The sequence below is a fragment of the Arthrobacter sp. TmtSoilC51 genome, assembly GCF_055388015.1.
The window spans coordinates 2,046,896-2,072,364 of record NZ_AP035877.1 but is presented as its reverse complement, the minus strand read 5'-3'; the positions used below and the strand labels follow the sequence as shown (position 1 = coordinate 2,072,364).

The 25,469-nt window shown below is 60.7% G+C and carries 26 protein-coding genes, 7 tRNA genes and 2 pseudogenes; 22 read left to right on the top strand and 13 right to left on the bottom strand.

Features of this window, described 5'->3' with window-relative positions; genetic code table 11:
• Positions 1–126 precede the first annotated feature (126 nt).
• Together ACZ5G6_RS09460 and ACZ5G6_RS09455 are read right to left on the bottom strand one after the other, a co-directional pair.
• Positions 127–564 carry a transposase gene (locus ACZ5G6_RS09460; RefSeq protein WP_498690973.1) on the bottom strand — a complete coding sequence of 146 codons (438 nt, stop codon included), beginning with the start codon at positions 562–564 and terminating at the stop codon, positions 127–129.
• A 316-nt stretch (positions 565–880) separates the two neighbouring features.
• Positions 881–1,210 (bottom strand): annotated as a pseudogene (locus tag ACZ5G6_RS09455) (IS110 family transposase); the annotation flags it as partial.
• A gap of 616 nt (positions 1,211–1,826) precedes the next feature.
• Here ACZ5G6_RS09455 and ACZ5G6_RS09450 point away from each other — a divergent pair.
• Both ACZ5G6_RS09450 and ACZ5G6_RS09445 read left to right on the top strand, forming a co-directional pair.
• Entirely contained in the window at positions 1,827–2,084 is a 258-nt protein-coding gene (locus tag ACZ5G6_RS09450; protein WP_498690970.1) for an ATP-binding protein DrrA1-3 family domain-containing protein, read from the top strand.
• A gap of 382 nt (positions 2,085–2,466) precedes the next feature.
• The gene (locus ACZ5G6_RS09445; protein WP_498690968.1) at positions 2,467–3,150 is read left to right on the top strand and encodes a serine hydrolase domain-containing protein; all 684 of its coding nucleotides are present in this window, start codon (positions 2,467–2,469) and stop codon (positions 3,148–3,150) included.
• Between the two features lie 398 nt (positions 3,151–3,548).
• On the opposite strand, the gene ACZ5G6_RS09440 is transcribed toward ACZ5G6_RS09445, so the two are convergent.
• From ACZ5G6_RS09440 to ACZ5G6_RS09430, 3 genes are all read right to left on the bottom strand, one after another.
• A complete protein-coding gene (locus ACZ5G6_RS09440; protein WP_498690966.1) occupies positions 3,549–4,022 on the bottom strand; it encodes a hypothetical protein in 474 nt (157 codons plus the stop codon).
• Between the two features lie 585 nt (positions 4,023–4,607).
• The gene (locus ACZ5G6_RS09435) at positions 4,608–5,348 is read right to left on the bottom strand and encodes a peptidase M56 family protein (RefSeq protein ID WP_223936958.1); all 741 of its coding nucleotides are present in this window, start codon (positions 5,346–5,348) and stop codon (positions 4,608–4,610) included.
• Complete coding sequence (locus ACZ5G6_RS09430; protein ID WP_223936956.1) at positions 5,345–5,941, bottom strand: RNA polymerase sigma factor; 597 nt, start codon at positions 5,939–5,941, stop codon at positions 5,345–5,347. The genes ACZ5G6_RS09435 and ACZ5G6_RS09430 overlap by 4 nt, the downstream gene beginning before the upstream one ends.
• Positions 5,942–6,136: 195 nt before the next feature.
• Here ACZ5G6_RS09430 and ACZ5G6_RS09425 point away from each other — a divergent pair, with 195 nt between their 5' ends.
• Entirely contained in the window at positions 6,137–6,280 is a 144-nt protein-coding gene (locus tag ACZ5G6_RS09425) for a hypothetical protein (protein WP_223936954.1), read from the top strand.
• The gene (locus tag ACZ5G6_RS09420) at positions 6,277–6,420 is read left to right on the top strand and encodes a hypothetical protein (protein WP_498690963.1); all 144 of its coding nucleotides are present in this window, start codon (positions 6,277–6,279) and stop codon (positions 6,418–6,420) included. The genes ACZ5G6_RS09425 and ACZ5G6_RS09420 overlap by 4 nt, the downstream gene beginning before the upstream one ends.
• A gap of 85 nt (positions 6,421–6,505) precedes the next feature.
• Here ACZ5G6_RS09420 and ACZ5G6_RS09415 read toward each other — a convergent pair whose 3' ends face one another.
• The 6 genes and pseudogenes from ACZ5G6_RS09415 to ACZ5G6_RS09390 all read right to left on the bottom strand — a co-directional run bounded on the left by ACZ5G6_RS09415 (position 6,506) and on the right by ACZ5G6_RS09390 (position 11,402).
• Complete coding sequence (locus ACZ5G6_RS09415; RefSeq protein WP_223936944.1) at positions 6,506–6,889, bottom strand: DUF4259 domain-containing protein; 384 nt, start codon at positions 6,887–6,889, stop codon at positions 6,506–6,508.
• Positions 6,890–6,968: 79 nt separating this feature from the next.
• The gene (locus tag ACZ5G6_RS09410; protein ID WP_498690961.1) at positions 6,969–8,396 is read right to left on the bottom strand and encodes an FG-GAP repeat domain-containing protein; all 1,428 of its coding nucleotides are present in this window, start codon (positions 8,394–8,396) and stop codon (positions 6,969–6,971) included.
• Positions 8,397–8,808: 412 nt separating this feature from the next.
• Positions 8,809–8,856 (bottom strand): annotated as a pseudogene (locus ACZ5G6_RS09405) (hypothetical protein); the annotation flags it as partial.
• A gap of 502 nt (positions 8,857–9,358) precedes the next feature.
• Positions 9,359–10,513: a helix-turn-helix domain-containing protein gene (locus ACZ5G6_RS09400; RefSeq protein ID WP_498690959.1), complete on the bottom strand. Its 1,155-nt coding sequence runs from the start codon at positions 10,511–10,513 to the stop codon at positions 9,359–9,361.
• Positions 10,514–10,585: 72 nt separating this feature from the next.
• Positions 10,586–11,074 carry a hypothetical protein gene (locus ACZ5G6_RS09395; RefSeq protein ID WP_498690957.1) on the bottom strand — a complete coding sequence of 163 codons (489 nt, stop codon included), beginning with the start codon at positions 11,072–11,074 and terminating at the stop codon, positions 10,586–10,588.
• A 253-nt stretch (positions 11,075–11,327) separates the two neighbouring features.
• A tRNA-Val gene (locus tag ACZ5G6_RS09390) sits at positions 11,328–11,402 on the bottom strand.
• 272 nt (positions 11,403–11,674) lie between these two features.
• On the opposite strand from ACZ5G6_RS09390, the gene ACZ5G6_RS09385 reads away from it, so the two are divergent.
• The 9 genes from ACZ5G6_RS09385 to ACZ5G6_RS09345 all read left to right on the top strand — a co-directional run bounded on the left by ACZ5G6_RS09385 (position 11,675) and on the right by ACZ5G6_RS09345 (position 15,623).
• Positions 11,675–11,747: transfer RNA gene (locus ACZ5G6_RS09385), tRNA-Gly, on the top strand.
• A 45-nt stretch (positions 11,748–11,792) separates the two neighbouring features.
• Positions 11,793–11,863, top strand: a tRNA-Cys gene (locus ACZ5G6_RS09380).
• 38 nt (positions 11,864–11,901) lie between these two features.
• Positions 11,902–11,976, top strand: a tRNA-Val gene (locus ACZ5G6_RS09375).
• Positions 11,977–12,033: 57 nt separating this feature from the next.
• A tRNA-Gly gene (locus ACZ5G6_RS09370) sits at positions 12,034–12,106 on the top strand.
• A gap of 24 nt (positions 12,107–12,130) precedes the next feature.
• Positions 12,131–12,205 (top strand) — tRNA-Val (locus ACZ5G6_RS09365).
• Between the two features lie 57 nt (positions 12,206–12,262).
• Positions 12,263–12,338, top strand: a tRNA-Gly gene (locus ACZ5G6_RS09360).
• Between the two features lie 176 nt (positions 12,339–12,514).
• Complete coding sequence (locus tag ACZ5G6_RS09355) at positions 12,515–13,969, top strand: amino acid permease (protein WP_223936936.1); 1,455 nt, start codon at positions 12,515–12,517, stop codon at positions 13,967–13,969.
• 83 nt (positions 13,970–14,052) lie between these two features.
• Positions 14,053–14,286 carry an antitoxin gene (locus ACZ5G6_RS09350; RefSeq protein WP_223936935.1) on the top strand — a complete coding sequence of 78 codons (234 nt, stop codon included), beginning with the start codon at positions 14,053–14,055 and terminating at the stop codon, positions 14,284–14,286.
• 116 nt (positions 14,287–14,402) lie between these two features.
• On the top strand, positions 14,403–15,623 hold the full coding sequence (locus ACZ5G6_RS09345; protein WP_498690955.1) for a benzoate/H(+) symporter BenE family transporter: 1,221 nt from the start codon (positions 14,403–14,405) through the stop codon (positions 15,621–15,623).
• Between the two features lie 13 nt (positions 15,624–15,636).
• Here ACZ5G6_RS09345 and zapE read toward each other — a convergent pair whose 3' ends face one another.
• A complete protein-coding gene (zapE, locus tag ACZ5G6_RS09340) occupies positions 15,637–16,677 on the bottom strand; it encodes a cell division protein ZapE (RefSeq protein ID WP_498690952.1) in 1,041 nt (346 codons plus the stop codon).
• A gap of 211 nt (positions 16,678–16,888) precedes the next feature.
• Between zapE and ACZ5G6_RS09335 the strand changes: the two genes are divergently transcribed.
• From ACZ5G6_RS09335 to ybaK, 3 genes are read left to right on the top strand one after another with little or no spacing between them, the layout of a single operon-like run.
• Complete coding sequence (locus ACZ5G6_RS09335) at positions 16,889–17,815, top strand: sulfurtransferase (RefSeq protein WP_498690950.1); 927 nt, start codon at positions 16,889–16,891, stop codon at positions 17,813–17,815.
• Between the two features lie 37 nt (positions 17,816–17,852).
• Positions 17,853–18,320: a SufE family protein gene (locus ACZ5G6_RS09330; protein ID WP_216923126.1), complete on the top strand. Its 468-nt coding sequence runs from the start codon at positions 17,853–17,855 to the stop codon at positions 18,318–18,320.
• A 38-nt stretch (positions 18,321–18,358) separates the two neighbouring features.
• Positions 18,359–18,856, top strand: a complete 498-nt coding sequence (gene ybaK, locus ACZ5G6_RS09325) for a Cys-tRNA(Pro) deacylase (RefSeq protein WP_498690946.1) — start codon at positions 18,359–18,361, stop codon at positions 18,854–18,856.
• A 73-nt stretch (positions 18,857–18,929) separates the two neighbouring features.
• On the opposite strand, the gene ACZ5G6_RS09320 is transcribed toward ybaK, so the two are convergent.
• The gene (locus tag ACZ5G6_RS09320) at positions 18,930–20,177 is read right to left on the bottom strand and encodes an alpha/beta hydrolase family protein (RefSeq protein ID WP_223936925.1); all 1,248 of its coding nucleotides are present in this window, start codon (positions 20,175–20,177) and stop codon (positions 18,930–18,932) included.
• A gap of 135 nt (positions 20,178–20,312) precedes the next feature.
• On the opposite strand from ACZ5G6_RS09320, the gene ACZ5G6_RS09315 reads away from it, so the two are divergent.
• From ACZ5G6_RS09315 to ACZ5G6_RS09290, 6 genes are all read left to right on the top strand, one after another.
• The gene (locus tag ACZ5G6_RS09315; protein ID WP_223937532.1) at positions 20,313–20,804 is read left to right on the top strand and encodes a hypothetical protein; all 492 of its coding nucleotides are present in this window, start codon (positions 20,313–20,315) and stop codon (positions 20,802–20,804) included.
• 14 nt (positions 20,805–20,818) lie between these two features.
• Positions 20,819–21,277 (top strand): peptide-methionine (R)-S-oxide reductase MsrB, encoded by a 459-nt coding sequence (gene msrB / locus ACZ5G6_RS09310; protein WP_498690942.1) that lies wholly within the window; start codon positions 20,819–20,821, stop codon positions 21,275–21,277.
• Positions 21,278–21,462: 185 nt separating this feature from the next.
• Positions 21,463–22,830 (top strand): DUF6421 family protein, encoded by a 1,368-nt coding sequence (locus tag ACZ5G6_RS09305; RefSeq protein WP_498690940.1) that lies wholly within the window; start codon positions 21,463–21,465, stop codon positions 22,828–22,830.
• Positions 22,830–23,567 (top strand): SDR family NAD(P)-dependent oxidoreductase, encoded by a 738-nt coding sequence (locus ACZ5G6_RS09300; RefSeq protein WP_223936906.1) that lies wholly within the window; start codon positions 22,830–22,832, stop codon positions 23,565–23,567. Before ACZ5G6_RS09305 ends, ACZ5G6_RS09300 begins: the two co-directional genes overlap by 1 nt.
• Before the next feature lie 10 nt (positions 23,568–23,577).
• On the top strand, positions 23,578–24,696 hold the full coding sequence (locus ACZ5G6_RS09295) for a threonine aldolase family protein (protein ID WP_498690938.1): 1,119 nt from the start codon (positions 23,578–23,580) through the stop codon (positions 24,694–24,696).
• A gap of 69 nt (positions 24,697–24,765) precedes the next feature.
• Positions 24,766–25,425 (top strand): DUF3000 domain-containing protein, encoded by a 660-nt coding sequence (locus ACZ5G6_RS09290; protein ID WP_223936896.1) that lies wholly within the window; start codon positions 24,766–24,768, stop codon positions 25,423–25,425.
• Positions 25,426–25,469 lie beyond the last annotated feature (44 nt).

Genomic DNA, 25,469 nt, shown 5'->3' with positions numbered 1-25,469 from the left:
TCGCGGGTTGATTACCGCATGACGATGTTCGGCTGGAGCTCTGCCAGGTGTCTAAGGTCGAGCGTTGGCGGTTATGATCCGCCTGCTCATAGTCGTTTTCCCGGGTTGGCTCCGCGTGCTGCCACGTCACTTCCCATCACGGTTGAGGGGCAGGTTTCGGTTTAGGCCACGGTCATGCGGTCTCCGTTGCTGGAGCGGTGCGGCCAGTGACCAGCACCAGCCCGCGAGTTCGCGGGCGATCGCGGTGTTGGCCTTGACGGACGGTTTGTGCCGTTCATCGAAATGTTCCCATTTGTGGTGGAGCCGGTGGTTTCCTTCCAGGGCATGGATCCGGGTTGCCAGGCTGTCGAGATCAAGTTGGCGCAGTAGCCGTTCGCAGGGCCGGGCATATGGGCGTCGGTGCTGCCAAGCCGCTTCGACCAGGAGCTTTCGTGCGTACGTGTTCCCGGCTTTCGTGATCGGACCCAAGTGCCGGGATTGGCCGGAGGAATTTTCGCTGGGAACGAGTCCGAGGTAAGAGCCGATCGATGATCCGGTGAAGCGGGTCCAGTCGCCGATTTCCACGGCCAGCCCGAACGCTGTCGTTGTCTGAAATCCCGCGCAAACACATTAACGCGTTGATGACCTGGGTGTAGCGGCAAGCGTTGGCTGTGGCCGAGATGTGTTTGTCGATCCGGGACAAGTGCCCGGCGAGCAGTTCGGCCTGCTCGATATGCGCTTCGTATGTGAACTGCAGCGGCGGTTGGTCAAAGTGTTGGCGGTGCAGCCACAGGTAGTGTTCCTTCGTCCACCGGGCGTCCTTAGGGTAGCGGATGCCGTGGCGCAGAAGGATGGCGTTCACGTGCTGCCGGACGTGTGCGAGATCCTTGGCAGTGCCCGAGCGGAGCCGGGACAGATCCCGGAGTGCTTCCTCGTCCAGGTCAGGGACCCGGACCTCGGTCACTGAGCCGACCGCGAGTATCTCGGCGAGCACCCGGGCGTCCCGCCGGTCGGTTTTGACTCTGTCACCGGGAGCTCGCAACAGTTTCGAGGAAGCTGCCACTACGCAGTCGATGCCCTGCGCACGTAGGAACCGGGCCAGGACGAACCCGGTTGGGCCTGATTCGTAGACGACCTTGACCGGCGGCTCGAACCTATGGACCCAGTCCAGGACCACGGGTGGTTCAGCGACCATAGTGTGGGTGCTGATTTCACCGGTACTCGGATTCATCGCGTGGCCAACGATATTAGCCGCGTGAACATCGAGCCCGATGAAAGTATGCTCAAACATAGCCGGGACCTCCCAAGCTTCACATGTGGCACTACCATTGCACCCCCGATGAGCCATCCGGCCAAGGGCACCGTTAATGGCAACCCACGGAACCTGTGACACAGAAGGCCCCGGCCCGTCCCGGGCAAAGGACATCACCGCCGGGGATTCAGGCCCGGAAGCGCCGCCGTCCACTCAGTGGCAACCGAACAGATAAAGCCGGCGCTGCCGGACCGCCCCCGGCGATAATGCCCGCAGACCGCCACGGGCCGGCATCAACAACGCGGGCCCCCACTTCATATCGTCTAAGCCGAGACCGTGGTGATTCAATCCCCAGAGAACGGGGAGCGATTCCGCGCTGCAGTCCTACCGGGCCTGCGGGCATTTGATCGGGGGCCGTCGGTCGTATTACCAGCAATTACTCGCTCACGGGGGAACCGGAAATGGTCTCGTCCCCGCTGCAGCAACGCACGTCATTATCGCGGGACGACAAGATAATGCACATGGCGATCTAAAACAGCTGACTCACGTTGGTCCCGCCCGCAGTTGTCGGCATCAGTAGGCACGTTCGTTGGAGATGAGAACCAGTACACAATCGACGGCGGCATGCAGTCAGTTCGGCGGTCGCGTTGTCCGGCCCAAGCCTGTCGGAAGCATCCCATCGTCCCCGCACTACCAGGTCACCGTTCGGGACAGGAACTGCTCCGAACTTTCCATTTCCGACTCCACGGATGAAGCAGCGGTTTTGCGGGAATTGGTCGACTCCGGTGTCGCCGTGCGCAGTTTCGCCACGACAAAAATATCCCTCGAGGACATCCATCAGGGTCTGCCGTGAGCAGAACGATGCTGCTGACAGCGACTATGCGATGGTTGGTGAATAACCCACATGGCACAGCACAACCTCGGCATCGTCTTTCATTTCGAATTCACGCGCGCTGTCAGCACGAAACGATTCTGGCCAACGACCCTGGCCGTAAGTCATGAGTGCATTGGCTACTCGGTGGCGGAGGCGTTCTTATTGGCTCGGGGCAACTGCATTCTCCGCGGCTTTGGTTGTCGCCGTGGGCGGACCCTCCTGGCCCGGCTCCTTCAACCGCTTCGGCCCAGGCAGCCACAGAGTTCCTGGAAAGCAGAGTCCAGCATTTCATGGATGGGGCGCGACATCCGTTGTTGTGCAGTTGAGGTGGCCGGACGGAGAATCGTCCAAGGCCTATAGAGTGCGAAACCTGGATACCAAAGATCCGGCCCAGCCCCAGGACAGGGTATCAGTTGCCAGTATTACGAAGTCGATGATCGCCGGTGCCGTCCCGAAACTCGTTGACCAAGGACTTATCGGGATCGAGGACCCGGTGAACAACGTTCTTGAGAGCTTCCAATCCACACTCCGCCCGCCTGGTCCGATCACCGTGCGCCAGTTGCTGAACCACACCTCCGGCATGCCGGATGTCGCAGACTCGGAGTTTGCTCAGGTTCCACCGAAGCAGGTTGCAAACACTCGATTCACTATCCAACGAGGACTCGAATTAACCGCCGCGCTCCCTTGGGAGGCCAAGAACGTTGGCCGCTATTCTTACTCGAGCTCCAACTACCTGGCTCTGGGCCAGCTGATCGAAAAGCTGAGGGACCGGCCCGTTGCTGATCTTCTGAAGGAAGATATCTTCGGTCCTCTGGGACTTGGTCACACTTCGCTGAGCGAACCAGACCGCGCCGCCGCGGACAACATCCATGCCTACATCGTCGTCCTCGGTGAACGGATCGATGTCACCCAGCCGGAAGTTTTGTGGGCTCGCCCGAAGGCGGCGTCATCTCCACGGCGCAGGACGTCAACACCTTCTACCGGGACCTTCTCCGCGGCCGACTCCTCTCCCCAGCATCGCTTGAGGTACCGGCACCCCACGTAGCTTGCCTCGGGCGCGTCGCTTGCATACGACGCGGCCAACCAACCGACGCAGTACTCAGTGGGCGGGACAACGACGGCCATCACCCATGACGCCCAGGGCAACCGCCTCACCGGTCCAGCACCAACGATCGGCACGTCAACCTACCTGGAACCAGGCCAACAGGCTCAAGTCCGCGAACGGGACATCGTTCACCTACGACGCCACCGGGCTTCGCGCCAGCCGGATGCCTGGAGCCGGGCCATCCCAGAGCTACGTCTGGGACACGAGCCGCGCTGTGCCGGTGATGCTCACTGACGGCGCCTTGAGCTACCTCTACGACGCAGCAGCCTCTCGAGTGCTCAAACGAATGGCGGGTGTGGAAGGAAATCCGCACCCGCCAGCCCCCAACTACATTCAGCTCAACGGGATTCGGTCAGCGCCTGGTTGGCCTTTTGCGTGTCCGAACCCGACACGGTGAACTCTCCGATCACCGTCTTACCGTCAGCTTCGTAAACGGGTATCGACCGGTCAGCTCGTCCTTCGGTTTCCGTCCACTTCACAGCGTCTTCGGGAGTCTTGAACTCTCGTGAAGCTGCCGTGCCATTGGCGACGTCCAGCTCCGCTTTCGAAACGTAGCCTCGCTTGCCGTCGGTCGTGAGAGCTGCAATGAGATCCGGCTCAGTTTCGGGTGATACGGAATCTATGGCGAACCCGTAGGTGTTGCCGTAAGCGTTCCTCGGATACTCCGGTGCGGCCTTTGTCTCGGAAGCCAGGTTGGAGGGAGCTAATCCGCCTGCAGCGGTAGCCACAGATGCGCCAGCTCCCAATCCCAGAACTGCGCACAAACTGACGGCAACCACGTAGCCACGCTTGGACATTTTCTGAATCTTCATGATTCCCCCTACCAGTTTCCTTGAATAACCGACTTGAATGTGTAGAAGTCGTTGTATCCACTGCCAGTCCATCCTCGGGCAATACCCCAGCTGTACCAGTTATAGGATTGGTACTGACTGCACGAATTGGCATTGGCTACTGTCCCTGGAGAGGGATTGTACATATTTAAGCCTTCGCAGCTCAGGTAGTTATCTTGTGTAAACAAACGACCCCTGGCTCCAGCCCACCCAGTGTACGTACCCCCACCGGAGAATGAACTCATGGTGCCGGCCACCGCATACGACTGGGACTGTGTATAGATAATGGGATACGAGTCGTACCAGTGGCCTGCCACGTAGTAGTTGTTGATTTGGCCGTACACCGCCCCGTACGCCAAGGCCGATTGGGCGCCAAACATGACGGCAAAAGCGACAATAAAGGTTGTAACCATTCCTATCACACGCTTACGGAATCGCGCAGAAGAGTGATTATCACGGGTAATTTCAGAACTTTCCATTGCCTCCACCTAATTGATATTGAAAGGACTTAAGTATCCTATAATGAAGGCTCGGGAATGGCTATCAAATAATGCAGAAACTTTTTTATTACCCTGGCGCCATAAACACTCCTACTTGTGTGGTGCCATCGCTAAGGTAAACCGGAATTTCCCGCTGAGGATTAGCAAGGTTCTTGGCTGCTGCCTCTGGGCTTGGCGGATCAGTTCCCTTCATCTGGTCCGAGTAGGCGTAGCCCCTTGCCCCGTTAGTGGCTATTACTGCCAGCAAGTCCGGGTCTCCACGCCCTGGCACCTCAACGCCATAGGTCTCACCTTTTGCGTTGACTTCCCAATCGGTGGCAACCTGTGAAATGTACTTGCCGCTGATCTGCCACCTGTTTCCTGAATCGGTCATGATGGTCACCCCTTGTGTAGAAGGATCCAAGGGCACGACATACTTTGACCAGGCGCCATGTGTTCCCAGATCGGCCGAAGAGCAGGTGACGATGGCGCCATCAGGGAAAATGAACTTACCGACGGTGAGGCAGGTTAGTTCCACCTCAATACCCGTTGCCCCATCCGGAGCCGGTCCAAGGTCAGCTGTTGCTGTGCCGCTGTAAACGGCAGTCGATGGGGAAGACAGGACAGTCGTTGTGGGCACCCCGGGCAGGGTAAAGAGTCCCGCAGCCGTTGCGCCTACACCGCCCAGCATTCCTGCGCCAACCAGGGCGCCCGCGAACAACAGCCACCGTCGCTTTTGTGCCCGGGGTTTTGAGGTCGTCCGAACCTGGGCAAGAAGTACTTCACGGAGCGCCCGGTCGAACAGCGGATCAATGCGAACGTCGTTCATGACGGATCTCCTTTCAATGCCGGCGAGTGAAGGTGGTGAAGTGACCGTGGCAGGGCAGCCTTCAGCTTCTGGCGAGCACGGTGCATGCGGACTTTGGCTGCCCCCGGTGAAATCCCAACTGCCTCAGCTGCAGCCGGCAAGGGCAATTCTTCGAATACGACAAGGCTGATCAGCCTCAGGTCCAGTGGCTTCAGAACAGCCAGGGCCTGCGCGACCTCGTCATTCATTGACTGATCGTGGTTGGAAAGAGCGGGGTCCAGTTCCGCTTCGGCCTCACCGAGTCGGGGAATTGCGTCCAAAAGCCTTCGATGGCGGACCCTTGCACGCTGAAGATTCCTCGCAGTGTTTGTCGTCGTCACCAACAGCCACGGAAGGATCGAGCCGCCAACTAGCCTTACGCGTTCCCTGCGGCGCCATAACTCAAGGAAAGCCGTTGCCGTGGCGTCTTCGGCGTCGTGCCGTCCGCCAGCCAGGCGATAAGCATGACGAAAAACGCGACCGCGGTGCCGGTCGTACAAAAGACCAAACGCCTCGGCGTCACCCTTCAAGGTATCCGCCCACAGGACGTCATCCCCCAGCTGAACGTTCTCCATGCCCTGTATTGTCCGGGACTCCACTGATAGTTACACATTGAAAGAAGTTTTTCCTGGTGCCCGCACGAATGCTCCGCTCTGCGGAAGAATCGGGTTCATCACCAAACGGGATTTCCGGCAGCCAGTTACACCCCCGTACTTTGCTAACCAAGCATCCCCTGGCGTGTAAAGCTCGAAGCAGTCAACGCCCGTATCGTGACCTTTGAGCAGGAGTTCTACGCTCACACTGTTGTGCCGAACGGCCTGACCGACTACGAACACACCAGTGACTCGGTGAGCCAGGCCATCGCCTCCCCCAGCGCAAACAACCTCAAGAGCCTCGGCCAACTCGCCATATGAGCCCTGGCAAGAAGGGCAGTGTCCCTGAAGCCCAGGCGCAGCGCATATTCGACGGCCTGGCCGCACGTGCCGAGGCACAGCTGACGATGGAACAGGCTGTTTCTGATGCCCTGAAAGCCGCGGCAGCGTGCGCGAAGTAGCTGCGCTCTCAGGGCTGTCCGGGACGACGGGGCAGAAGTATGGCCACGCCCGCGGCTGGCCGCTGACCTGACATAGTTCAGCCAGTTAGCGCAACAGACCCTGGATACGCTGCAAATTGGCCAGCCAAGCGACGTAATCCTCATCGTCTTCGCCTAGCTCGGCCCATACGTCGTGCCCATCGACTTCCGGATCGTCGATGATGACCTGGATCGCATCTGCAGCGGCCAGTTTCAGGGCAGCCGACGGAGCCCGCTGACCAGTGGCCCATTGGATGACATCACGATCGATTTCAGTGTGTTCGTGTCCGCTGAGCACTGCCAATACAGCACTGGCAGCGACGACACTTTCGGTCGAACCGGACCTCAGGGTCTCCTCGATGAACGGCCACACCTCAGGTGCTTCTTGCAGGTCACCAAACCAATCAAGAGCATCGTCGTTTCCGAAACTACCTGTAGACCAAGCACCCATTACAAACTCCCTCATCAGTTGTGTTCGTCATTCAGCTTTGTTGCCGGTGGCGCCGGACAGGCGTATCACCCGTTGATTCTCACGGCAAAGACGATTCGCTTCGGCCTCGCATCCGCACCGATGGCCAACGAAAATCAATCTTGACTGGCCTCTTTCCCATCTTTGGCTCTGGTACACCCCGCTCCCGTCGCCGTGCCCGGGCGTCACAGTCCTGACGCGCCCAAAAGACGAGAAGCGCAGCGAAGAGACCAAAACTACCTGGCAGGAACAGCCGGGCCCATTGACCGTCTGATGCAGAGAACACCACTGACATGACCAGCGACAAGAGAACCAAAGCGACAATTACTCCGGCGAATATTGTCATGGACCACCATGGCTCCACTACCGGTACATACTTCCCGCCGAGCGTGATTTCATCCCGACGGTAGCTGTGGAGATCACCGTCCGCAGTCCAGGCAAGGACTCGTTCCTCCCCCGTGGCAACAGCGCGGTCATACCAGCGCTTGACGCCCTCTTCGGTCTCGCGGCCGGAGTCGACATCTGCCGACTCGATCCAGCCTGGCCCTGCCAAGTCGATCTCCTTCCAACCAGCCCTGCCCGACCTGGACACGTGCCATCCAACTGTTTCCGTTGGCGCGAGGATACAGCCCAGGATTCCCGCGCTGTCGCGTGCGAGGAGGTCGGCCCGGCCGTCACCGTTGAAGTCGCCCGGCGCGACGATGGTATTCATGGCGTTCCAGCCCTGGCCTGCCTGAACCCGCGGCTTCCAGCCGCCGGACCCGTCTCCAGGGTATATCCACAGCAGGCCTGCCGCGTCGCGGGCCAGCACGTCGGGTTCTGTGTCTGCCGTGAAGTCTCCGCAGCCAAGAATCGTTGTCATGACGTTCCAGCCTTGCCCGACTTGAAGGCGGCCAAACCAGCCGCCGATCCCGTTGCCCGGATATAGCCACAGCACACCGGCCGGGTCCCGAGCAAGGACATCGGGGAAGCCGTCGCCGTCGAAGTCACCCGGGCCGACAAGGGCAGTCATCGACTGCCAGCCTTGCCCGACCTGAACCCTTGGAAGCCAGCCCCCGGACCCGTTCCCCGCGTACAGCCACAACGCCCCGTCTCCGTCTCGTGCCAGCACGTCCGCTCGTCCGCCGGTGTTGAAGTCGCCGGCTGCCACGATGGAGGTCATGGAGTTCCAGCCCTGGCCCACACGTTCAGGGGCAAGCCAGCCTCCGGTGCCGCTGGTCGGGTACAACCAGAGGGCGCCATGTGTGTCCCTTGCCAACACATCTGCACGACCGTCCGCCGTGAAATCCCGGTTGGATGGATCCCGGATGACCGACACTGATCCGCTCCGGGAAGGCACATAGACCGCGTGGGTTGCTGGATCTACCACGGGCGTGCCCGGTTGCGGGACGTCGAGCGTCTTCGTTGTGGCGCTGCCGTGGATGACTGACACGGTGTCGAGGCCGATGTGAGTGACGTACAGAGCGTGCGTGGACGAATCGACAGCCACGAAGCGCGGAAACTCCATGTACGTGTCGAAACTCGATGGTCCTTACGACTCGGTCCCCGTTGATCACTGAGTTGGTTCCGGCGAAGACCCCCGGAACATAGACGTCGTGGGTCACTGAATCTACCGCGACCGACAATGGACCGCCGCTCTTGGTGGGGATGGTCTGTGTGACCACTCCATTGTTGATGACCGAGACCTTGCTGTTGGAATAGTTGGCCGCATACACGGTGTGAGTGGAAGTGTCCACAGCAACCGACCACACGTACCCGCCAGTAACGGGAATCGAGCCGGTCACTTTGTCGCCCTCAATGACGGTCAACCCGGTTGTTCCGTGGGCAACATAGACCTTGCCGGTGCCAGGGTCCAGAGCAACTCCCATCGGCTGGTGGGCCACAGGGATAGTGGCTGTTACCGTGGTGCCGTTGATGATCGAAACCGAGTCGCTGGCCGAATTGACCACGTACACAGAGTGAGTCCGCGGATCCAGCGCCGTTGCGGCTGGGTGCTGTCCGAGGACAACTTTCGTCGTCAACACGCCGTCTCTCAGAACAGAGACGGTGTTGCCGCCCAGATCTGCAGCGTAAAGAGTTCGTGTGGCGGGGTCATATTCAAGGGAGGTGAGATCACCGGAGACCGGATAATTGGTGCTGACTTCAGGAGCTGCCGCTGCAGGGTTTCCACCCGGAACTACGGCAGCGCAGAAGAAGGCCAGAACCAAGACAATGCGATACGAGCCAGATAACTGCGCATGCGCCTCACCCTACCGTTACGCATCAATCCCAACGGGACGATTCGGACGATGGATGTGAAACGTGCCGCTTTCCCCCATGGATCGTTGCGCCGGGTACAAGACCTTCAAGGATAAGGAACTGCGCCCGAAGAAGGACCTTTAGTCCTCTGGCCAGACAATCTTCTCCCCCATGGCGCCAAGGAAACCCGCGAACTCTTTCATGCTCAGGTCGCTATGCTTGGCTGCACTGGCGATACTGTCCCGCCGGGACCACAGGAACTGCGTGCCGTCTTCCCGCTGGACTGAATGAATGCTCATGTCCATCTGTGCGAGCACCTCGACCAGCCCGGGGGGCATCCGTTGACCTTCCACGACTTATGACATCGTGGACTGCGTCCCGTTCACGTTCGTATTCCGCATAGGTCAACGATGTCGAGACCACCCCATGAGTGCGGCCGCGGGGGCTGAGCCCGGACAACATCCGGGCCATTGGTGTCGGCTCCACACCCATCAACCGGTTCAGGCAAAAGCGCTGGTCCGCGGCGTCCTCTGCTCGTTCTTCCAATGTATAAGGGCTGCGGCTACGGGCGGCGTAGATCCGGGTGGTGTCCAAGGCGCGCAGCTCATCAATTGGGAAGATCGAGTTGTACATGCTCCGTCCGTAGATCAGCCGGTCGAAGGGTTTACGGGCACCCCAATGCTGCTTGATCCGCTTCCTAATGTCCCACGACTGACCCGATATAGAAGTGCTTGTACTCGTCGAAGACCATGATGCATGCGCCCTCCTTGCCGTCCAGAGCCGGCAGTGACTCCACCGGTTTGAAGGTGCGGCCCTTGGAAAGGAGTGCTGGAGTGCTGTCTCGAACTCGTCAGCATCCAGCGAGCTGAAATAGTCCCTGGACAGGTCAAAGTTTCGCAACCCCACATCGCGCTTCCACAAAAGGTACAGGTCCGAGTGCTGGGTATGTTCATCATCCCGGTAGCACAAGGCCGTGTCTTCCCACGGCTGCTCCCCTAGCACTTCGCGTTTCGGCCGCTGCTTCTGGGCACGGCTCGGGTACGCATACATGTCCCGCGTCATCTTGTGCCCGAACTTCGAGGCGCGAAGCCTCTCGCCGAAATGCTCAATGGGTCCGCGACCAGCCAGCTCAGTCCGGGGGTCACCGGCGGCGATCCGTTCAGCAGTGAGCCTGTATGCCTCAGCGATGTAGTCCTCGACATCGCTTGCAGCAATGCACCAAACATTCCGTCCGCCGATCTGAATGCCCCTCAGATCACCTGCCTTCAACAGCGCCCGTATCTGAACTGCGGAGACGTTGAGTTCCTCAGCGACTTGTTCAACGGTCAGGAAACGGTGCTTCTTGATTTCATCAGGGCATCCGTCCATCGTAGAGCGACGAGGGCGCGCAAATCTGTATCCGGCTGCTGGGGTGCTCTGTCTGTTTGCTACTTGATGGAGCTAGTACGGGGAAACAACAGAACGGTCCAGCGTTGGCTTCACGAGCAAGAGCCTGACTGTCTGAACGCAGATACCCAAATTCAGGAACAACATAAACAGACTCGGAATCCTGCCGCTGGTCGTCGCGAAGTCAAGGATGTTGATAACAGTGAACGTCAGCGCTAGGCACGACAAGACAAGCGCAGCAATGAGCGGCAGTTTGGATGTGCTACGCCTGGCAGCGACATTCCAAATGCCAACCGCAGCAAGCGCCATGAAGTAGAAGATGTTGAGGGTCACGAAGACTGCTTGTTCAGACCTATCGCTGTCGTTGAGGTTGGCTAGCCCAGCCCCATACAACGAATGCAGCCAAATCATTGCCGCCGCGCTGATCACGGCGACAGCAATGAGGCCGATGCCAACGGAAGTGCGGGCTTTGCGGTTTTTCTTCGGGTCCTCGTCAGTTGTCGCTGTGGGTAGGTCGCCAGGGCGCGGAATCTGAAGGCTCATACGGGAACTCCTCGGCGTGCAGGAAGCACCCTTTGCCCCCCGTCGGAAACAATGTAGCAGTGAGCGCAGTCACATTCGGAGCTTCTCGCCCACTCCGGGTTCATGATCTGTTTCGTGGAACCCGCTGGAGCATTCCTAGCTCTTGGACCGATGTAACCCACGCGATGACAAACTCATCCCCGGCGCGATAGCGATCGATGCGACGCCCTGGGCGTAAAACGAAGAAACCCCCGGGAAGTCCGGGGGTTTCTTTTGGTGGGCGATACTGGGTTCGAACCAGTGACCTCTTCGGTGTGAACGAAGCGCGCTACCACTGCGCCAATCGCCCGGGTGAAACCTGCATCAGCTCGCTGGTGCATACAGAAGACTAGCCCACCGTGGCTGGAATGCAAAACGCATCCAGGCCACATTGCCCAGACCGAATCACAAGGCTGGAATTACAGCCGTGAAACTCCCCGCCAACCGCGTAAATTCAAGGATCCAAGCCCCTTAAGAAGCCAAAGCAACCAACCGATTTGGAGTTTCAAGCAACCTCCTATAGAGTTTTTACTCGTCGGAAAGCGACGGAATGCCTACTGGGCAGGCCGGCGTTACGGCACTGCGGACGTAGCTCAGCTGGTAGAGCACCACCTTGCCAAGGTGGATGTCGCGAGTTCGAATCTCGTCGTCCGCTCGCAAGGCACTGTCAAGGCACGAATTCCTCGGAATCTGCTTACACGGTGGGTTGGCCGAGAGGCGAGGCAGCGGCCTGCAAAGCCGTATACACGGGTTCGAATCCCGTACCCACCTCGGTGAAAACCATGTCTTCCAGTCACGGCTGGATGCATGGGCGATTGGCGCAGCGGTAGCGCGCTTCCCTGACACGGAAGAGGTCACTGGTTCGATCCCAGTATCGCCCACCAGAACAAGGCAACTTGTTTGTTGTTGAAGGCCAGGCACCTGCATGGCAAGCAACATGTGCGGACGTAGCTCAGCTGGTAGAGCACCACCTTGCCAAGGTGGATGTCGCGAGTTCGAATCTCGTCGTCCGCTCTCCTTTCATAAGGACCCGGAAACGGGCGATTGGCGCAGCGGTAGCGCGCTTCCCTGACACGGAAGAGGTCACTGGTTCGATCCCAGTATCGCCCACCAGAACAAGGCAACTTGTTTGTTGTTGATGGCCAGGCACCTGCATGGCAAGCAACATGTGCGGACGTAGCTCAGCTGGTAGAGCACCACCTTGCCAAGGTGGATGTCGCGAGTTCGAATCTCGTCGTCCGCTCCAACAAAAAAGGCAGCTCCTCGGAGCTGCTTTTTTTATGCCCAATGAGAGCCATATTCCATTCGTTATTTGAGGTAACTGATACACCTAAGAAAAAGTCGCTTTATCTAATGTGATTCGTCTCGCACAATGTAATGCGAGCTCATCACCGTTCCACGCCAACTGGCAGGAGTACCCCCATGAATCAACAGACGGCTTCCCAATCCGTCATGAGGCGCAAGCCCATCGACGATATTGAGGAAGAAAGCAAGCACAGCGGACTCTTCAAGAGTCTTGGCCTTTGGCAACTGACGGCCATCGGCGTCGGCGGCATTATCGGCGTCGGCATTTTCTCGCTGGCCGGCCTTGTGGCCCATGGCGACGCAAACAACCCAGGCGTCGGACCTGCGGTACTCGTCTCCTTCCTTATTGCCGGGCTTGCTTCCGGCGCCGCAGCACTGTCCTATGCCGAATTTGCCGGCATGATCCCCAGGGCCGGCTCCGCCTACACCTATGGCTATGTGGCTTTGGGCGAGATCATCGGCTGGTTCATTGGCTGGGATCTCCTGCTTGAATACATCGCCATTGTTGCCGTTGTGGCGATCGGCATCTCCGGGTACTTCGACGCCTTCTTGTCCGGGATCGGGATCCACATGCCCACTTGGATGACGTCCACGGCCGATGAAGGCAAAGGCGGCATCATCAACCTCCCGGCCATCCTCGTCTGCCTCTTGGTGACGTGGATCCTCAGCAGGGGAACCAAGGCATTCGGCCGCTTCGAGTTGGTGGCTGTCGCCATCAAGGTAGTGCTGATCCTGTTCATCATCGGGTTGGGCATTTTCTACGTCAACACTGAGAACTTCAATCCGTTCATGCCCAGTGGTTTCGGCCCGGTCTTTGCCGGTGCGGCCACCGTGTTCTTCGCCGTCTTCGGTTACGACGCCATGAGTACAGCCGCGGAAGAAGCCAAGGACGGCAAGAAGCACATGCCCAAGGCGATCGTCCTGTCGTTGATCATCGCCATGCTGCTGTACGTCGCAGCTACGCTTGTCCTCACGGGCATGCAGAACTACAAGGACATCGATCCCAAGGCCGGCTTCGCCTCGGCCTTTACCGGGGTTGGTTTGCCTATCATCGCCACCATCATTTCGGTGTTCGCTGTCCTGTCCATCCTGACCGTTATGCTGACGTTCCTCCTGGGCGTCACCCGGGTGTGGTTCTCCATGAGCCGCGACGGCCTGCTGCCGGGCTGGTTTGCCCGCACCGACCGTCACGGCACGCCGCAGCGTGTGACGTGGATCGCGGGCATCGCCTCAGCGTTCCTTGCGGGCGTATTCCCCATCAAGGAAGTGGCCGACCTCACCAACATCGGCATCCTGGCAGCATTCGTTGTGGTTTGCATCTCCGTCATCGTCTTCCGCTACAAGAGGCCTGAGGCCCCCCGCACATTCCGTTTGCCGTGGATGCCCGTCGTTCCCGCCTTCGGCGTGCTGGCGTCCGGGTTCCTGATGTCCCAACTGCATTGGGAAACCTGGCTCCGTTTTGGCGTCTGGCTCGTTGTTGGCCTGGTGATCTACTTCTCCTACGGCCGTAAGCACTCCCTCATGAATCCGGACAGCCCGCGCCACCTGGAGCTCAGTAAGCCCTTGGCATAGCGCGCCTGGAATCCTTGGCACACCCTGAATCTGGTGTTAGGGTCGGACGCGGAGGAGCGAACTGGCTCCGCGAAGGAAGGGAGGTGCCCGTGGGTTTAATTGACGACCTGAAGGGTAAGGCTCAGGGTCTCATTCAGGGCAACGAAGAAGCCATTCAGAATGGCATCGAAAAGGCCGGAGACTTCGTCGACCAGAAGACAGGCGGCAAGTTCGCAGGTCAGGTTGACGCGGTTCAGAATGCCGCTTCCGACTTCGTGGCTACAACAGACGGAGACGCCGCACAGGCTCCCGTCGCGGATGAGCCGAAGCAGCTCTAGCTGCCTGAGCCCGCCGTACCAGATACGTCAAGGGGGCACCGGTCCCGCCGAGAGGCGCCACCGGTGCCCTTGGCGTTTAACCGGTCCGCAGCTTCTTGTCCGGTATTTTGGTCTTCATGCCTTCCGCCTCTTCCGCAGTCCAGCGCCCCTCCAGCCAGGACACGTTGGGGCCGCCCATTACTGCGGGCATCGTCACCGCACTCGTCGGTTTCACGTCCTCCTTCGCTGTGGTCCTTGCCGGACTGCGGGCTGTGGGAGCCAGCCAGGCGCAAGCCTCCAGCGGCCTCCTGGCCCTCACGCTGACGTTCGGAGTGGGCATCTTGTGGCTGGCGTGGAGGTCGAAAATGCCCGTCACCCTGGCGTGGTCCACCCCCGGTGCGGCGCTCCTCGCCTCGGCAGGAATGGTCGACGGCGGCTGGCCGGCAGCCGTGGGTGCGTTCGTCGTCGTCGGGGTGCTGATCGTCCTGACTGGGTTACTGCCCACCCTTGGCAGGCTCATGACGAAGATACCGACAGCGCTGGCGCAGGCCATGCTTGCGGGCGTGCTGCTCCCCCTTTGCCTGGCGCCTTTCCAATCGCTGGGAGAAGCGCCCCTGCTGGTTGGCCCGGTGGCCCTTAGTTGGTTGGTGATGATGAAGTTCGCGCCCCGATGGGCGGTACCTGCTTCACTATTGGTCGCCCTCGCCGTCATCGGCATCCATATCGTGACGAACGGCGTTCAGATTCCCGGCGATGACATGTTGCCACGGCTCGAATGGACCACGCCGAAATTTACTGCGGAGGCAGCAGTGGGACTTGCCCTGCCACTGTTCATTGTCACGATGGCATCGCAGAACATTCCCGGCGTCGCCGTGCTCAAATCCTTCGGCTACACAACGCCATGGCGGGCATCCATGCTGGTCACTGGAGCTGGAACCATCGCGGGCGCTGTTTTCGGAGGCCATGCCATCAACCTGGCAGCGTTGAGTGCCGCCTTGGCCGCGGGCGAGGAAGCGGGGAAAGATCACGGCAGGCGTTGGATCGCCGCGTTCGTGGCCGGACTGGGCTACCTGATACTGGCCGCGTTCTCCGCGGCCCTGGTGACGGTGGTGGCTGCCGCACCGGCGGGTTTGCTGGAAGCGGTCGCAGGGCTTGCATTGCTCGGTACCCTGGCCTCAGCTGTCTCCTCCGCATTATCAGTTGCCGAGGAGCGCATACCCGCTTGCATCACTTTCCTGCTTGCGGCCTCAGGGATCAGCTTCGCCGGAGTGGGTGCCGCCTTCTGGGCCTTGGCAGGAGGCATCCTGGTCCGCTGGTTGCTGAAGGACCGGGAACCGCTGACGCCTTCACCCAAGTAGCGCGGGAACCCATTCAGGCAGGTTCGTGGTTCTGTCCCTCGCGGGCAAGAGCCGTAAGCCTGGACACGGCACGGAAGTATTTCTTCATGTACCCACCGGTCATCATCTCTTCAGTGAAGAGTTTGTCGAACGGGACGCCGCTGGCAAGAATCGGAACATCTTTGTCGTAGAGGCGGTCGGCGAGGACCACGAAGCGCAGTGCTACTGCCTGCTCGGTAATCGTCTCGACGTCGCGCCACACCACGGCTTCGATGCCTGAGATCAGCTGCCGATAGCGGCTGGGGTGAACGCCGGCGAGGTGGTGCACGAGAGTGCTGAAGTCATCCACGGCAACTGTTTGTCCGTCGAACTCGGCGTGCATGCGGTGCTTGAGCTCTTCAGTCTTCAACGGTGAAGGAGCTGCGGGCAGGCCACGATGGCGGAAGTCCTCGCCGTCAATCCTGACGACGTCGAACTGGTCGGCAAGGACCTGGATCTCCCGTTGGAAATCCACCGCGGCGAAGCGGCCTTCGCCCAGGGAACCCGGCAGGGTATTGGAAGTAGCTGCCAGCTTCACGCCGGCGTCGGCCAGTTCGCGCATGAGGCGGGACATCAGCACGGTGTCGCCGGGATCGTCGAGTTCGAATTCGTCGATGCAGACCAGCTTGTAGTTGCTGAGGGCTTCCACGGTCTTGCGGAACGAGAGCGCGCCCACGAGGTTGGTGTACTCAACGAATGTGCCAAAGGCCTTGGGACCAGGAGACCTGTGCCAAAGGGAGGCCAGGAGGTGGGTCTTTCCGACGCCGAAGCCTCCGTCAAGGTAAATGCCCGCCCGGGTGGCTGGGGTCTTCTTGGCGAACAACTTTTTGAACAGGCCGCCACCGTCATCGGCGCCAACGCCATCCGCGAAAGCCGACAGCAGCTTGACCGCGTTGGCCTGGCTGGGCTGGGCCGGGTCCGGACGGTAGCTGTCGAACGATACCTCTCCGAATCGCGGAGACGGGTAGAAACCCTTGAGGAGTTCCTCCACGGAGACTGCCGGCGTGCGGGCAGCCAGTTGTTCGATCTGTACCACGGTGGTCCGTTCTTCCAGTATTTAGGTCCCCAGCAAGAATACCGGCATCAGGCATCCCTAAAACGGCGACGTGACCAAGGCCATGTTTCACCATGTGACCAGCGGGGAAGCATTCGTCGCGGCCCGTGGTTAGTGTTGGAGCACGCCGGGCCGGCAACTGATGCAGCTTCCAGGGCCTGGCTCCGCCCGTTGTCAGTGAAAGGCCATCATCATGTCCTACCCCGTTGAACAGAACGAAAAGTTCGCGTCCTATGCGAACCCTGAACGACTTGTATCCACGCAGTGGCTTGCCGAAGCACTTGCCGAAGGCGCCACCGCCGACGGCAAGCTGGTGGTTGTGGAGTCCGATGAGGACGTCCTCCTGTACGAAACCGGCCACATTCCGGGTGCCGTAAAGATCGACTGGCACACGGACCTGAACGATGAAGTGACCCGCGACTACGTCGACGGTGCCGCATTCGCCGCCTTGGCAGCATCCAAGGGCATCTCCCGCGACACCACCGTGGTGATTTACGGCGACAAGTCCAACTGGTGGGCTGCCTACGCCCTCTGGGTCTTCACGCTGTTCGGCCACGAAGATGTCCGCCTGCTGGACGGTGGCCGCGATAAGTGGATCGCCGAGGGCCGCGAATTGACCACGGACGTACCGACGCCGGCTCCGGGCACCTACCCGGAGGTTGAGCGCAACGACGCTCCCATCCGGGCCTTCAAGGAGGACGTCCTCGCGCACCTGGGCAACCCCCTCATCGATGTCCGTTCACCCGAGGAATACACGGGCCAGCGCACCCACATGCCCGCCTACCCTGAAGAAGGCGCACTGCGTGGCGGCCACATCCCCACCGCCGCCTCGATTCCCTGGGCCCGCGCTGCGGCCGAGGACGGCACCTACCGTTCCCGTGAGGAACTGGAAGCCCTCTACCTGGGCGAAGCCGGCCTGAAGGCGGGCGACGACGTCGTGGCCTACTGCCGCATTGGCGAGCGGTCCAGCCACACGTGGTTCGCGCTGAAGTACCTGCTGGGCTTTGAGACTGTCCGCAACTACGACGGTTCCTGGACCGAGTGGGGCAACGCGGTCCGCGTACCCATCGTCAAGGGCGCCGAGCGCGGTTCCGTGCCGGCAGCCTTGGTCCGTAACTAGCGATGCATTCAGCGCCGTTGTGCGTAAGCTGGAAGTGATGAGTACCAACACCTTGCCCGCCGCACTGGCGGAAATCGTCGATGACTTCCAGGCACTGACGGAGCCTGACCGCCTGCAACTGCTGCTCGAGTTTTCCCGTGGGCTGCCGGAACTTCCGGAGCGCCTCAAGGACCACCCGGAGCTGCTGGAGCAGGTTGTGGAGTGCCAGTCACCTTTGTTCCTCACGATCGAATCCGAGAAAAACAAGGACAACGCCGAAGGCCCCCGCGCCTACCGGTTGTTTTTCAAGGCTCCTCCGGAGGCTCCCACCACGCGTGGATTCGCCGGCGTGCTGCACGAAGGACTCGATGGGTTGACGGCCCAGGAAATTCTGGACGTTCCGGATGACATGCCGGAGTTGCTGGGATTGACCAGGGCCATCACTCCCCTGCGTATGCGCGGCATGACCGCCATGCTCGGCCGTATCAAGCGGAAAGTGGCGGCTGCCAGCCGTTTGGAACACTGACGCTTTCCGCAAGGCAAGGCTGAAAGGCATCCGACGGCATGGCCAAGAAGATGGCATCACAGGGAACGCCGGCAACTGCAGCACTCGCTGCGGCCGGCGTTCCCTTCGTGCTGCACCCGTATACCCATGATCCGTCGGCGGCCAGTTATGGCGTGGAGGCAGCTGAAGCCCTGGGTGTCGATCCCGCCCGGGTTTTCAAGACACTGATGGTGGAAGTGGAAGGCAAGCTCGCCGTGGGCATCGTCCCCGTTTCCGGAAACCTTGACCTCAAATCCGTGGCGGCAGCCCTTGGCTCCAAGAAGGCAGCCATGGCCGACCCCAAGGCCGCGGAGCGCCGTACCGGCTATGTCCTGGGCGGAATTTCACCGTTGGGACAGCGCCAGCCCTCCCCTACTGTCCTGGACGAATCGGCGTTGTCCTTCGATACGATCCTGGTGTCCGGTGGTCGCCGCGGTCTCGACATCGAACTTGCTCCGCGCGATCTGCTCCGGCTGACAAAGGCCGTGACCGCGCCAATCGGCGCGCCCAAGGGCTAACGCCAGCCGGCCCAACACCTTCTTTAAGCTTGCCCAATACCTCCTGGCTGGCCGGTTTTATTGGTATCCAGCGTTATTGCTGTCCGGGGTTATTGCGGGGAGCCAACTGACGCTGCAGCCAGGAGTGGACCAGCCGTTCCCATTTCTCCGGATCGACGTTCCACTCCTTGGTGTGCCTCGCACCGTGGAACGGTTCGAACGTCACCATCTCCGGATTCTTCTCTGCCAGGCTCGCGGAAGGCTCAAAGGGGACATAGTCGTCGTCAACGCTGTGGATCAGCAGGGTTGGCGTGCGCAGTTCGACGGCGCGCGCTTCCCAGTCCATCGCTTTGAAATCCACGGGTGCTGAGAGTCCGGTGAGCCTGCGGCCCAGCGGATGTCCCAGCATCAACTGTCCGTATCGGCCTACGTTGTAGGGAATCCTGTTCATCTCCGCGTGGTGGGCCATCACGTTGACCCAATTGATCACTGGCGCGTCCAACACCAAAGCACGGATCAGGTGCCTGTGCTTGGACAGATCGGCCGTCTGCAGGCTGATCGCCCCACCCATGGACCAGCCGAACAACACCACTTCCCCCGCGCCATGTGCCAATGCGTATTCGATGGCAGCTTCTACGTCCCGCCATTCGGTGGAACCCAGGCCGTAGCGCCCATCGAGCGCCGAGGGTGCGAGTCCATCATTGCGATACGAAATCAGCAGGCTGTCCAATCCCAGGTCCCGCGCCGTCCGGACGGCCCTCAGGCCTTCAAGCCTCGTCGCGCCGCGGCCGTGCACCATGATTGCCCAGATGGGCGCGCGCGAAGCCGCGTCGGCGCGGACCAGCCACGCTGGCGCCTTCCCGCCGTCGACCTCAATCTCCACATCCTCAGCGGCCAGGCCAATGGTGGCCGGGTCCGGGTAGGTGGCGCCGCTCCACCATCCACGGCGGGCTTCAGACAGGTTGCCGCTGTAGACCTCTTCGACTTCGCGCAGCACCGTTTGTTCAGCCGGAGAATAGGACACGATCCTGCCAATCCTGGCATGGCCCTTGCCACCTTCGAAGAAGAGGCTGAACACGCCGTCGATGGTGGTGTCAGGTGTGGCTGCAAGGATGACCTGCAGTCCCTTGTCGCCACGGATCACGGCGAGAACCTCCTGGTCCTCATGACGGGCGGCCGGCGTAATGACGCGACGGGCAAAATACACCGCGAGCGCGGAGGAACCGGCACCCACCAGGCCGGCAAGTGTCCCTCCGGTAAGGATCCCTGCAATGGCCCATTTGGCGCGCAAGGACATTTTCTTCTCTGCAGCGTCGCTCGCTGACCGGATATTCAATGCCATGGCTCCATTGTCGCCGTTCAAGCGCGGTGGGCCATGCATGTGGAGGCCGCGCGGCGGATTGGCTGAAGGAAGTGGCCGGGAGAATTGAGCACCGAAAATCTGCGTCGTCCGGTTCGGCGGGACTACGCTGTAGCCATGAGCGATCCCATCGTCATCCTGACAGAAGAGCCCCTTGGTCCCGACGACCGCGTCAACATCGCCAAATTGGTCGACGGCGGCGACGCACCCTTGGTTGTCCTTGTCCCCGCCAATACCGAGCGACATCTCCTGGTTGATTTCCTGGAGAACCTTTCCATGCTCGATATCGCCAAAGCGTTCCGGGAACTTGGTGCGCAGTCCCCCAACCTTGAGGCTGAGAGGGCTGAGGCGTCGGAAACCCTGGCCACTTCTCTGGCGGCACTGGATGGTTTGGGTGGCGGCGTCACTGGCGAGATCATCGACGGCGGTGCCGTGGCCGGCTTGGTAGCGAAGGTCCGGGCCCTGGACGCCGCCCAAGCGGTAGTGGTGACCCGCCCGCATGCAATCGCTGATACTTTCCACACGGATTGGGCCAATAAGGCACAGGATCAGTTGGGGCTTCCTGTTCTCCACTTGTACGCGGGTTCGGGATTTATCGGCGACTCGTGAGCGTTGCATAAGACATGAACACTCCTGAGAACACCAGCAAGACTACGGCCGTGCCCATGGAGAAGTCCGACGCCCAGTGGCGTGAAGAGTTGACTCCTGATGAGTATCGTGTGCTGCGCCAAGCGGGTACTGAGCGGCCCTATACGGGCGAGTACTGGGACACCCATACGGAAGGCGTTTATCAGTGCCGCGCCTGTGGCAGCCAGTTGTTCACGAGCCGGGAAAAGTTCGATTCCCATTGCGGATGGCCGTCCTTCTGGGCGCCGTTGGCCGAGGGCACAGTGCGTTATCTCCATGACCGCACCATGGGGATGGACCGTGTAGAAGTGCGGTGCGCCAACTGCGACTCGCATCTGGGCCACGTGTTTGAAGGCGAGGGCTACGGCACTCCCACCGACCAGCGGTTCTGCATCAACTCGATCTCCCTGCGGCTCGTTGAATCCGACGAGGCAGCTGAATCCGAAACGAAGTAGCAGCTTTCCGGGGCGGCCCGGTTTATCCGTCCGCCCCGGAACGCACTCCTGCTGGATCTCGGACAGTGCGAAACAACCCTTTGCCACAGACTTGCTTATGCTCAACCCATTTTTGGATTAGCTAAACTTTTCGGTTGCTACGCTCACATCAGAAGCATGAACGACTTCTGAAAGGACGAGCATCAATGACCATTACCGCCACAGCCGCCCTCCCGCGTGTCACCGCAGACAACGCGGAGTGGGCCGCGCTCAAGGCCGCCGCCACCACACTTCAGGCCTACCAGGAGCAGGACGGTTCCATTGCGGACCCGGCCGCCCACGACGAAGCCGCCCAACTGGTAGCAACAATTTCGGATGCCATCACCAGGCTGGCCCCCCACTTCCCACACGACGCCCTCTACCTCGAACTGCTGGTGGAAGACTTCAGCCGTTGGGTCCAAAGCGGCTTCGGAGTTCCGGACTTCCTGGACTCCCTTCAGGCGTTCCAGCCGCAGGAACAGCGGGTCGATGGTCTCCAGCACCTGGTGGTCTTCCCTATGTACACCCAGAACGGCAGCACCAACAGGCTGGTCGAAGCTGTCTTGATCGAGGTCATTTGGCCGGAGTTCATTGGCGGACTGGAAGCCGGCGAGTACTCCAACAAACTCTTCGTTCCCATCCGTTTCATTGATTTCACGCCGGGCTACGACACCAACTCGGCGGTCCTCTTCCCGGAGACAGTGGCTGTCCGTGAGACGCCAACCTTCACGTGGGGCGCCATCTTTGCAGACCGCGAAGCGGCCCGGTTCCGGCGCGTCCTCAAAGCTGCGGCTGCCACCACGTCCCTTGAACTCCCTGCGGACGCCGCGGAACTCCTTGGCGACCAGGAACTCACCCAGCGCACGTTCGTTATGTGGGACCTGATCCACGACCGCACCCACATGCGCGGCGATCTTCCCTTTGACCCGTTCATGATCAAGCAGCGCATGCCGTTCTTCCTCTACTCACTGGAAGAGCTGCGATGCGACCTCACGGCCTTCCGCGAGTCCGTGCGCATTGAGAAGGACGAGAACGCCGATCCTGATGCCCGCAAGCACGCCAAGCTTGTGCAGTACGCCGTGATTTTTGACCGGATCTTCCGCTTCGCCATCACCGGCAACCGCGTCCGCAACTACGACGGCCTTGGCGGCCAGCTCCTGTTCGCGTGGATGCACCAACACCACGTGCTGCACTGGACGGACAGCAAGCTCCGCATCGACTGGGACGAAGTGGCAGACGTGGTTATCGAGCTCGGTGCCAGGATCGAAGAGCTGTACTGGCGTTCCATCGACCGCCCGAAGACCGCCCACTGGCTTGCAGCCTATGAGCTTATTTCCGGTACAGTGACTCCACACCCGGCGTCGCTTTGGGCCAAGGGCCCTGAAGCGCTGCCTTTGAACGGCGCCCCCCGCGGCCTTACCGACCAAGTCCTGGACGACGAGTTCCCGCTTTCGATGTTCTACGAAGCACTGGAGAAGAAGATGCGCCCTGTTATCGAATCCACCACCGGCATCACGGGCGCGACGGCGGCCTGATGACCCCACTGACAGTCCTCGTCACCGGCGGCAGCAGCGCGTCCGGCGTCGCTGCGGCGCGCGCTTTGGCGGCCGCCGGTCACAGGGTGTTCACCGTAGGTTCGGACGATGTGCGCATCAAGGCCGCAGCTTTGGAAGCCGGAGACGGGGTGACCCCGCTGGTTTGCGACCTCGCAAGCCTTGACGCCGTCCGCGAACTGGCAGAGACGATTCACCTGCTGGGCGTGCAGCGCATAGATGGCGTCATCCATCTTGTAGGTGGATGGCGAAGCGCCACCGGCATCGAGGACCAGTCCGACGACGACTGGATCTCCCTTGAAGAGGGCGCGATTACTACCCTGCGCAATGTCTCCCGCGTCTTCTACCGCCAGTTGGAAGAATCACCAAATGGCCGTTTTGCCATGGTCTCGTCCACTACTGCGTCTGCCCCCACAGCCGCTACCGCCAGCTATGCGGCCGCCAAGGCCGCCGCGGAAGCCTGGACACTCGCCGTCGCGGACGGCTTCCGGCAAGCGCAGGCAGAAAACCCGGACACCACGGAAGCCGCCTCGGCGCAACACAGCGCCGCAGTCATTTTCGTGGTCAAATCCCTCGTCGATGCCGCCATGCGGCGCGAGCACCCGGAGCGGCGATTCCCCGGCTACACCGACGTCGAAGAACTGGCCGCTGCCGTCGTCGAACTCTTCGACAAACCGGCGGCCACCATCAACGGCCAGCGCATCCTGTTGGCCAAATAGACTTGAAAGCGTGAACGAACAAGTGACGAGTACAACAGAGGCAATCCCGGGCGCCCCCGCCACATCCGGTCAACTCCACGATCCCTCAGTCCGGGGCTTTGCATCGGACAATTACTCCGGGGTCCACCCCGAGATCCTGTCTGCCCTGGCTAACGCCAACGGAGGCCACCAGGTCTCTTATGGAGAGGACGTCTACACTGCCCGGCTCCAGGAGGTCCTGGAACAGCAGTTCGGAAGCGGCATCGAAACATTCCCGGTCTTCAATGGCACAGGCGCCAATGTCCTGTCCCTGCAGTCGCTCCTCCCCCGCTGGGGCGCAGTTATCTGCGCTTCCACGGCGCATATCAACATGGACGAGAATGGGGCGCCTGAGCGCGTGGGCGGCATCAAGCTCCTGCAGGTACCCACGGAAGACGGAAAGCTCACCCCCGCGTTGATCGACCGTGAAGCCTGGGGCTGGGGCGACGAGCACCGCGCGCAGCCCTTGGTTGTTTCCATCACACAAACCACCGAACTGGGCACGTGCTATACGCCCGAAGAAGTGCGGGCGATCGCCGACCACGCCCACGCCAAGGGAATGAAGCTGCATATGGACGGAGCGCGGCTGGCAAACGCAGCCGCACACCTCGGCGTCCCCCTGCGTGCGTTCACCCGCGACGCCGGCGTGGACATCCTGTCCTTCGGCGGCACCAAGAACGGTCTGCTTTTCGGTGAAGTCGTGGTCGCCCTGAACCCTGAGGCCGCGGACGGCCTGAAATTCCTTCGCAAGATGAACATGCAGCTTGCTTCGAAGATGCGCTTTATCTCGGCCCAGTTCATCGCCTTGCTGGAGGACGGCCTGTGGCTGCGGTCCGCTGCCCACGCCAACGCCATGGCCGCGCGACTGCGCTCGGCCATCGAAGGTATCGACGGCGTGGAACCCACCCAGGCCACGCAGTCGAACGGCGTCTTTGCAATTCTGCCCGCCGGAGTCGCCGACCGCCTGCGCTCATCCTTCGCCTTCTACGATTGGGACGCTGCCCGCCGCGAAGTGAGGTGGATGTGCTCCTTCGATACCACGGAGGAAGATATCGACGCCTTCGTCGCCGCCATCAAGCGGGAGTTGGCCTCCGATTCACCCGCCAACTAACAAGTGAACAAGGAATCGTCCGGGGCGGCGAGCCTACAGGGATTCGCCGCCCCGGACGCATAATCTGCGATGGTGAACGCCCTCGCCCAGGTTCCCTCGGATTTTCTCTTCGCCTTGGGAACGCTACGAAAAGCACAATGCCGCAGCGAATTGCGGTTGGATGAAATCCCCGCGCCCGCCCGACTGGCACCCTACGCCGTGGCCCTTGGAGCCGAAGTCTTCAGCCCCACCGCAGCCACCCGCCAAGTACCGGTCCACGGCCCTGCAGCCAAAGCCTTCGCAGAAAAACAGAACACCAGCCCGTCCCATGAAGAGGACGACGAACTGGCCACGGGCCGTTTCATCCTGCTGTACGATCCCGATGGATCGGCCGTATGGGAAGGCGAATTCCGGATTGTCACTTACATCCGCGCCCAGATGGACGCCGAGATGGGAAACGACACCATGCTCGGTTCCGTCGCGTGGACCTGGCTGGTGGAAGCCCTTGAAAACCACGCAGCCCAGTACCGCGCTGCGGGCGGTACCGCTACCCGGATTCTGTCGGAGAGCTTCGGTACTCTGTCAGATCGGCCGGACACCATCGACATTGAACTGCGGGCCTCCTGGACACCCGCCACGGCAAATGTGCAAGCACACCTGGAGGCTTGGTCTGACATGGTTTGTACGTTCGCCGGACTGCCGCCCTTGCCACCAGGCGTCACCGGACTACCCAACAGGAGGCTCAATTGATTGCCCCGAATTCGTCAGCAAGGGCCTGCGGCAGCAGGAATCGG

Excerpts from the sequence above, each read along its gene's own strand:
- ACZ5G6_RS09450 (WP_498690970.1), top strand. The coding sequence starts at position 1,827 with ATGAGAACCAGTACACAATCGACGGCGGCATGCAGTCAGTTCGGCGGT.
- ACZ5G6_RS09440 (WP_498690966.1), bottom strand. The coding sequence starts at position 4,022 with ATGAAGATTCAGAAAATGTCCAAGCGTGGCTACGTGGTTGCCGTCAGT.
- ACZ5G6_RS09435 (WP_223936958.1), bottom strand. The coding sequence starts at position 5,348 with ATGAACGACGTTCGCATTGATCCGCTGTTCGACCGGGCGCTCCGTGAA.
- ACZ5G6_RS09430 (WP_223936956.1), bottom strand. The coding sequence starts at position 5,941 with ATGGAGAACGTTCAGCTGGGGGATGACGTCCTGTGGGCGGATACCTTG.
- ACZ5G6_RS09420 (WP_498690963.1), top strand. The coding sequence starts at position 6,277 with ATGAGCCCTGGCAAGAAGGGCAGTGTCCCTGAAGCCCAGGCGCAGCGC.
- ACZ5G6_RS09415 (WP_223936944.1), bottom strand. The coding sequence starts at position 6,889 with ATGGGTGCTTGGTCTACAGGTAGTTTCGGAAACGACGATGCTCTTGAT.
- ACZ5G6_RS09400 (WP_498690959.1), bottom strand. The coding sequence starts at position 10,513 with ATGGACGGATGCCCTGATGAAATCAAGAAGCACCGTTTCCTGACCGTT.
- ACZ5G6_RS09395 (WP_498690957.1), bottom strand. The coding sequence starts at position 11,074 with ATGAGCCTTCAGATTCCGCGCCCTGGCGACCTACCCACAGCGACAACT.
- ACZ5G6_RS09355 (WP_223936936.1), top strand. The coding sequence starts at position 12,515 with ATGAATCAACAGACGGCTTCCCAATCCGTCATGAGGCGCAAGCCCATC.
- ACZ5G6_RS09345 (WP_498690955.1), top strand. The coding sequence starts at position 14,403 with ATGCCTTCCGCCTCTTCCGCAGTCCAGCGCCCCTCCAGCCAGGACACG.
- ACZ5G6_RS09335 (WP_498690950.1), top strand. The coding sequence starts at position 16,889 with ATGTCCTACCCCGTTGAACAGAACGAAAAGTTCGCGTCCTATGCGAAC.
- ACZ5G6_RS09330 (WP_216923126.1), top strand. The coding sequence starts at position 17,853 with ATGAGTACCAACACCTTGCCCGCCGCACTGGCGGAAATCGTCGATGAC.
- ybaK (WP_498690946.1), top strand. The coding sequence starts at position 18,359 with ATGGCCAAGAAGATGGCATCACAGGGAACGCCGGCAACTGCAGCACTC.
- ACZ5G6_RS09320 (WP_223936925.1), bottom strand. The coding sequence starts at position 20,177 with ATGGCATTGAATATCCGGTCAGCGAGCGACGCTGCAGAGAAGAAAATG.
- ACZ5G6_RS09315 (WP_223937532.1), top strand. The coding sequence starts at position 20,313 with ATGAGCGATCCCATCGTCATCCTGACAGAAGAGCCCCTTGGTCCCGAC.
- msrB (WP_498690942.1), top strand. The coding sequence starts at position 20,819 with ATGAACACTCCTGAGAACACCAGCAAGACTACGGCCGTGCCCATGGAG.
- ACZ5G6_RS09305 (WP_498690940.1), top strand. The coding sequence starts at position 21,463 with ATGACCATTACCGCCACAGCCGCCCTCCCGCGTGTCACCGCAGACAAC.
- ACZ5G6_RS09300 (WP_223936906.1), top strand. The coding sequence starts at position 22,830 with ATGACCCCACTGACAGTCCTCGTCACCGGCGGCAGCAGCGCGTCCGGC.
- ACZ5G6_RS09290 (WP_223936896.1), top strand. The coding sequence starts at position 24,766 with ATGGTGAACGCCCTCGCCCAGGTTCCCTCGGATTTTCTCTTCGCCTTG.